We start from the raw sequence: 5297 nt of genomic DNA, 5'->3' as shown, positions 1-5297 counted from the left end.
GCTGCTGCCGCAGTTTTTCAACTTCCGAGATTTTGTGGCGATAAACGGCGTCCGAACATTTTGGGAGGCCGTTGTGGATGAAGTTGTCGTAGTCTCCAACAGGTTGGATCGGTCCAGACACACTTTTTCCGTTCGCGCTGGCGCGTTGTTCTGGCATTGCTATGTCCTCCAATTGTGATACTGTTCTAATAAGAACATAGTGCACTGTTCTAAATAGAACAAGGACAAAAATGACCACTCCAGATCAAATCAGGGCAGCGCGAGCACTTACAGGCTTATCTCAAACCCAAATCGCCGATGCAGCCGGCGTTTCCAGCATGACGGTAAAGAGGGCAGAAGGATCGGGAAAACCGCGACCTTCCGACGAAACCATTCAGTCTATTCGCAGAGTGTTTGAAGCCCGAGGCATCCAGTTCCTGGACGAAGGCGACACGGCCAATGGGGTTGGGGTGGTTTTGGTGACGAAGTCTGGGGGATAGCTTTGGGAGAGCACTCCCCGAAATCTCCAACAACGATATACTTTGATATTCCACTTGGAGCCCAGTTTGGATGCCCTGTGAACCGCTTCACTGACTTGCTTCCGGGTATCAGCCACCCTGACTGTGTTAACGATTTAGCGTTCATGTTGAGTTTCGAACGTAAGATTTCACCCGGTCCCAATTTTCTATTCGGGCCTATCAGTGAAAGGTAACAAATTATGTCTGATGATGAATTTATTTTCGACAAAATCGATGACGTGGATTCAGAATATGTTGGAGAAAACTTGTACATCTCATCTACAGGCGTAGAGATGTGGGGCGTAGACGAAGGCTACGCGTCAGAGTTAACGGAAAGCGAAGCAAAATTTCAGAGCCTGCGCTCAACCGCCTTTGGCATCGAAGACTTGCCCAGCAACCTGCCAGCAGAGTACGAATTCACTGGGTGAATGGAGGATTTATTCTTCTAAAGTGCTGCTTGAAGACGCAGTTTTGACAGCATAGCCCTGCTAATCCCGCTATAGCCGATAAACGGCCATGCGCCATTGAGGACGTTCCCGTCAAAGGGCTGGCTCACTCAATTGACCAGCGGCTTTAGTACCCCGACAGGCGCAGGCGCACCCAGTACAGTGGCCGCAAATTCACGAGACACATAATCCGCGCCTCTGGTTTCCATCAAAGCGAATTTGTGGTCAGAGGTTTCGCCGATGCGGCGATGGAAGGCTGCGAGACTGGTCTGATTGAGGTATTCCCACACTGGCCTGCCTTCACGCAAGTCGACTTCCAGGACCTGACCGGTTTGGGACACCGACACGAGAGCACGCTGGTTGTCCTCGCTCAGTCTTACAACGCCTTGCTCCTCGGAAAAAATGGCGTGTTCGGCGTCACCCGCCACTGGAAAAAGCGATGTCCCAAGCCCAGACACCGGGTCTACTTCTATTATGCGGGAGCCACCCTGAGACGCGAGCCCGCCAAGATTATCGAACAAAACAAATGTACCGCGTTCAGTGACGACTGGTGAATGCTGAGCGACCATGGGACCCTTGATAACGCGGTGAACAACATCGTCATATCGGTCTACGATAATCAGTGAACTCGACGACCGTAGTGACATGGCGATGTCACCTGCCTCGGCCCCCTCGATCTTCGAGGCGGTTGCTTCATTTAACTCGACAAGTCCATTGATGTGATAAGGATCACAGCCATCACGCACCGAATACGCCAACCCCATCAGTCCGTTTTTGGCAAAAAGGTCTTCGAAACGGACCGCACGTAATCTTTCCCCACCCCGGTTTACGATTTGGAATCCTTCCTCGTAAACGGCTCCGATTTCTGAGCAGTTGGTGTAAATCCGGGTCGAGCCGATAAGTTTCTTTACAGGCCGCTCAATCTGCGCCCAGGGCAACAATGCGTCGCTGTTGTTCGCAATATGCGGCCAGTGATGTCCATGGTTGATAGAGGACCAGAGAATATTGCTGTCCCGATCAATTCGCATCGAACCAATGTGATAGGGGAACATGTTTTTGGCCTGAAACGTGACAACAAGGTCGCCGTTATTGTCTAGGTCCACGCCTATCACGTTCACATTGTCTCTTCCGGGTTGACCGCTGAAGCCGTCAAATTCTTGCCCTTCAAATAGCTCGGCTCTTGGCACGCTCCAAGTGTGGTACACGTTGCCTTCCCGGTCCATGATCCAGGCAATGCACCCAAGCTCTGGGCAAAGCTCGGGCTGTTCCTCAAAGCCGCCAGTGATTAACAGCAAATCGTCATAATCCCTGGGCTCGACAAGCCAGGTTGTCAGGTCTTCCCGTGGAACAGAAACATCTTCTACTTTTCCATAGATGGTTTCTTTGGCTTCAAGTTTTCGCCAGGCGTCGAACCCGGCTTTGGCCTGTTGCAAAATGGGGATTGGGAACCACTCAAACTTGTAGCTGACCACACCACAGATATATGCGCCGCTCAGAATCGAAAAACCGAACAAAACCGCGGAAAAATTTTCCGTCAAAAACCGTACCAACTTCATTTGCGTTACCCATCGCGAACTCAACGCTGCGATTAGAGCTCATATCGGGTGTACTCACGCGTAACGGATCGTTCATCGCCGGTTCACTTAAAAGTCAATGAAACCTTGTGGGTTTTCCCCTTGGTTCTGCCATATTGAGACAGTCTTCCTTGCAATACATGGCGTATATGCGTTTCCAATCGTGAAGCAGTAGTTCGAAATCAGTTATGGCCGCGACAGGAATGACTTTGACCGTAGTCTCTAGCGTGCAAGAATGCTGTATCGGTAGATTTACTTTATTGAGAGTTCGAAGATTAAGTATTCAATCTGGATACTCGTTGTAATTGGAATGGTTTACTGGCTTGGAAGCCTTGGTGAGCCGACATCGCCGTCGCGGCATCAGCCTTCCCCGCCCGCTCAAGTGGATAAATCTTCCTATCTCTATGTGACCGGGGATCGGGTGAACCAGCGCATCGGCCCCGGTGTTGCTTATGACAAGCAAGGTCAATTGAACAAAGGCGCTCGCGTTCGACTTGTTTCTGACAAGGGGGAATGGACACAAATCGTGTCATCTCTCGGTAACGGCTGGATGTCTTCAAGGTATCTTTCCAAATCATTGCCTGAGAGGGAAAAACCACCTCCTAGGATCAACTCCAGAACCGTTGCCGCACCTACTACACGCGAAATTCAGTCGGCCCGAAAAGAGATAATTCGCCAAAGCATTGCGGCTTACCCAGGTTCATGTCCCTGTCCTTACAACAGGGATCGAGCCGGTCGTCGTTGCGGTAAACGTAGTGCGTGGTCAAAGCCAGGCGGTTACAGCCCGATTTGTTACGACAGTGATGTCTCAGCTCAGAGGCTGAATTCGTACCTCGCAAGGCAACGAGGTGCATCAAACTAGCTTTTGACAAATTGAAAAGACTATAGGGCTGTGAGCTTCTCTAACTCCTGCGCCAGCGTCCTAAATCCAGGGAAGCGCGTCAAGGCGGTGGAATCCTTGCACGTCCAGCCCTTGCCCGAAAAACTCAATTCAGCCCCGACCCCCTGCTACATTCGCTACATATGGTTTGAACCAGGACTCAGCAAATCTGGGTATTTCTCCTTCCCTTCTCCAATCGTTGAAAGTTAGAGCAACTCATACCTGCAATCCATGCTATGCCTAATAGGCTGCTGCTGGAGGGGGGCTTTGGCGTGAGCGATTCGAAAAACCAAAGTGATAACGAACGATACAAAGAAGGCTATGATGAGGGTCGTACGGGTGAATTTGACCCCCTAAAGGCCGGTGTCAACGGTTTATTCTTCGGTGGAGACAAAATCAAAGACTCTGGGCGCGAAGCAGGGCGCGCAGACCAAGAGAAATACGACACCCCGAAGGACAGGACACCAGTATTTGACAAGGTGTTGGGGGGCTTCTTTGACAGCGGACCAAAAACCGACGGCAAATCGTCTTCTAGCAAAAGCACCCTGACAGGACATAGCACTGGTGGCAGCGATTGCGACGGAGGCCGCATCAACTTTATCGGGGGCAGCAAGCGCATTGGAGGCATTGGCGCGGGTAATGGAGGCTTGTTCGGGCTCGTGCCTGCCGTCGTGGGGGTCCTCATTGCGGGTGGGTATTTTTGGTGGGTGATAGTCACGGTGGGCAACGGTGGACCAGATAGCTTGAGCAAGCTTCTTCTAGTCTTACCCGGGATTGCCGCGATTATTTACTTCGGCTTCTATGTGGCAATGTTCGTCCTTGGCATCCTTTTTCTTCTTGCTGTTATCCAATTAGTCTTTGGGATTTTGTGAAGGTTCCAAAGGCTTTTCTGTCCTGGCCTCCACTTCAACCAAGCCGCCTCAATCGCCCCTTCACAATAAAATCGGTTAAAGTGGGCGCATTTTGTCAGTATGTGCACCCCATAGACCGCCTCCGAAAACGGTTGGCCTCACTATCCAGATCTTGCAAAAACATGATGATGCTACATAGCAAGTTGTTGAAATCAATAAGACCGGTTTCCAGCCGCTCTGTGTTCACGCCGTTTCCGTGCCGCGCGCTTTCTGCATCCCGCAGAGCAATACTCAGCATCGACCCTGCGAAAGTCAGGTAAGTCGTCACCACACCACCGGCAGACCCAAGTACCTTGCTTCGTTCGACGCAGCATTACCTTGGCCCGCTTTAGCCGGTTCCCCACGTTCCCGGTCCAAAAGTAGCACTCAAGCATAGCATATAGTGATCCGTCGCTTTCCTCTATCCAGACTGTTCCGGGTTCTGGGCCGGGCATGTCTTGCACTCCTGTTATTTCCCCACCCATAGGCGGGTTAATTGATTGAAATACCGAACTGTTTGGAAACTAACTCCCCCTGCGGGCTTTACAGGTGCGGTGCTGGTGTCCATCTTTGGGGCATGACTGTTGCCGAACTATCCATTTTTGAACTGTATTGTGTGATTGCCGCTTCAGCCTCAATATTCGGGATGGCTTGTTTTGTTGTTTGGCGGATAGCCACCGATCCTGACAATCATTACTCATTGCTTGGGTATGCCGCGGTTGGTTTTGCCGCCATCTGCGGTGTAGTCGGCCCCGCGATGTACGGGGCCTGGATTCTTTACTCGGCGTTCAACTGAGGGCCTACACCGTTCAGCATCAGTGCCCGCACAATCATTTCCCTGACTCTGTTTGGGGCCTGTGTGGCGGCTCTTTGAAGCTGGGCCGGTAGACCTGCGTTTGTCAGCATTTCTGCAATGACATGTCCGTTGTCAGGGATTTTGGGACAGATGGCTGCCTGAGCTAAGAGAGGATCTGGCGCATCTGGTTGGTTTGATTATGCGGCGGATTTGC

6 protein-coding genes are annotated in these 5297 nt (G+C 51.3%); 5 read left to right on the top strand and 1 reads right to left on the bottom strand.

The genetic code is table 11. The features are described from left to right. Positions 1 to 230 precede the first annotated feature (230 nt). Together ACR0EZ_RS25645 and ACR0EZ_RS25640 are read left to right on the top strand one after the other, a co-directional pair. Positions 231 to 479 (top strand): helix-turn-helix domain-containing protein, encoded by a 249-nt coding sequence (locus ACR0EZ_RS25645; protein WP_480617648.1) that lies wholly within the window; start codon positions 231 to 233, stop codon positions 477 to 479. Positions 480 to 697: 218 nt separating this feature from the next. Then, a complete protein-coding gene (locus ACR0EZ_RS25640; RefSeq protein ID WP_480617647.1) occupies positions 698 to 925 on the top strand; it encodes a hypothetical protein in 228 nt (75 codons plus the stop codon). 128 nt (positions 926 to 1053) lie between these two features. Here the strand turns inward: ACR0EZ_RS25640 and ACR0EZ_RS25635 are convergent, their stop codons facing one another. Then, positions 1054 to 2499 carry an arylsulfotransferase family protein gene (locus ACR0EZ_RS25635; RefSeq protein ID WP_480617646.1) on the bottom strand — a complete coding sequence of 482 codons (1446 nt, stop codon included), beginning with the start codon at positions 2497 to 2499 and terminating at the stop codon, positions 1054 to 1056. A gap of 328 nt (positions 2500 to 2827) precedes the next feature. Between ACR0EZ_RS25635 and ACR0EZ_RS25630 the strand changes: the two genes are divergently transcribed. The 3 genes from ACR0EZ_RS25630 (at position 2828) to ACR0EZ_RS25620 (ending at position 5083) form a co-directional block, all read left to right on the top strand. Continuing rightward, the gene (locus ACR0EZ_RS25630; RefSeq protein WP_480617645.1) at positions 2828 to 3379 is read left to right on the top strand and encodes an SH3 domain-containing protein; all 552 of its coding nucleotides are present in this window, start codon (positions 2828 to 2830) and stop codon (positions 3377 to 3379) included. A gap of 290 nt (positions 3380 to 3669) precedes the next feature. Further along, the gene (locus ACR0EZ_RS25625; protein WP_480617644.1) at positions 3670 to 4269 is read left to right on the top strand and encodes a hypothetical protein; all 600 of its coding nucleotides are present in this window, start codon (positions 3670 to 3672) and stop codon (positions 4267 to 4269) included. Between the two features lie 595 nt (positions 4270 to 4864). Beyond that, positions 4865 to 5083 (top strand): hypothetical protein, encoded by a 219-nt coding sequence (locus tag ACR0EZ_RS25620; protein ID WP_480617642.1) that lies wholly within the window; start codon positions 4865 to 4867, stop codon positions 5081 to 5083. The last annotated feature ends 214 nt before the right edge of the window (positions 5084 to 5297 follow it).

Source organism: Ruegeria sp. AK4 (assembly GCF_056541025.1).
The sequence above is the reverse complement of the archived record's forward strand: the minus strand, read 5'-3'. Positions and strand labels throughout refer to the sequence as shown.